Origin of the sequence: Micrococcus sp. HG099, from assembly GCF_024723355.1 — a bacterium.
Classification (GTDB): Bacteria; Actinomycetota; Actinomycetes; order Actinomycetales; family Micrococcaceae; genus Micrococcus; species Micrococcus endophyticus.
Genome location: NZ_JANQCJ010000238.1, coordinates 1 through 1,513 on the forward strand (window position 1 = coordinate 1; position 1,513 = coordinate 1,513).

A 1,513-nucleotide genomic window follows, 5' to 3' on the forward strand; every position below is an offset into this window, starting at 1 on the left:
CATCCACCCAGCGTCTCACGACGGTCCCCGGACGGGCCCGGGTCCGTCCCCTGTGATGGGATGGGCCCATGAAGCTCGCCACCTTCCGCCAGCCCGACTCCGATGCCGCCTACCCGGGTGCCACCTTCGCCGCGGTCATCACCTCCGTGCACCCCGAGGACCCCGAGGTCGCGGTGCGCGCCGTGGCCCTGCCGGAGTGCCGCGACGTCGGCGAGTACCTCACCGCCGAGCCGCAGGAGCAGCGCGAGATGGTGGAGTCCGCCCTGCGGGCCGCCCAGGAGGACCGCTCCCTCCTGCTGGACACCTCGACCCTGGTCTACGACACGCTCATCCCCTTCCCCACGAAGGTGTTCTGCGTGGGTCTGAACTACACGAACCACATCGAGGAGACCGGGCAGGACCAGCCCGAGCACCCCACCCTGTTCGCGAAGTTCCCCCAGTCCCTCACCGGCGCGCTCGACCCCGTCGAGGTGCCCGAGGAGGACCACCGCGTGGACTACGAGGGCGAGCTGTGCATCGTCATCGGCGAGCCGGGGCGACGGATCGCCGTGGAGGACGCGAAGGAGCACATCGCCGGCTACGCCGTGGCGAACGACGTCTCGATGCGCGGCTGGCAGGGCCGCACCTCCGAGTGGCTGCAGGGCAAGGTGTGGGAGGCCTCCACCCCCGTGGGCCCGTGGCTGGTGACGCCGGACGAGCTGCCCGCCGACGCCCGCATCATCACGCGCGTCAACGGCGTCGAGCGCCAGGACGACCGGATCGCGGACGTGGTGTTCTCCCCCGAGGAGCTGGTCGCCTATGTCTCGCAGATGATCACGCTCAACCCGGGCGACCTCATCATGACGGGCACCCCCGCCGGCGTGGCCGTGGCCCGCAAGGGCGCGGACGGCCGCCGCCCGTGGCTGCGGGCCGGGGACGTCGTCGAGGTGGAGATCACCGGCCTGGGCCGGCAGCGCAATGAGCTCGTCTGAGCCCGCCGCCCCGGCCGCCCTCCCCCGCACGGTCGGGATCCTGGGGGCCGGGCGCGCGGGCACCGGGGTGGCGCGCGCGATCGCCCGCATCCCGCGGCTCTCCCCTGGCCTGCCCGAGGTGCGGGCCCTCGTGGCCGGCACGCGGCGCCCGAGCGCGGTGCAGCGCCACCTGACGGTGTACGCGCCCGCCGCGCAGGCCGTGGCGGCCGAGGAGCTCGCGGCCCGCGCCGAGGTGGTCGTGGTGGCCGTGCCCCGGGAGGACCTCGACGACGTCGACCCGCTCGCCCTCGCCGGGCCGGGGGTCCGCGCCGTGGTGGACATGACGAACACGTGGGGCGAGGAGATCCTCCCCGCGTGGCTCGAGGCCGGGCCCGACGACGCGCCGGGCACCGCCCGGATCGCCGCCCGCTGGGCCGCGGCGGGCCTCGAGGTCCCCGTGGTGCGGGCCCTGTCCGAGGTCTCCCACCACGACCTCGACGTGCACGGCCGCGCCGCCGCCCCGCGCCGGGCGCTGGCCGTGGGCACCGTGCCCGCCGCCGACG

The 1,513-nt window shown here is 75.4% G+C and carries 2 protein-coding genes; both read left to right on the plus strand.

The window, feature by feature from the left end:
* Positions 1-68: 68 nt before the first annotated feature.
* On the plus strand, positions 69-971 hold the full coding sequence (locus tag NWP10_RS11925) for a fumarylacetoacetate hydrolase family protein (protein ID WP_158492696.1): 903 nt from the start codon (positions 69-71) through the stop codon (positions 969-971).
* Positions 958-1,513, plus strand: a 556-nt coding sequence (locus NWP10_RS11930) for an NAD(P)-binding domain-containing protein (RefSeq protein ID WP_258301044.1), incomplete at its 3' end; no start/stop codon positions are given. The genes NWP10_RS11925 and NWP10_RS11930, both read left to right, overlap by 14 nt.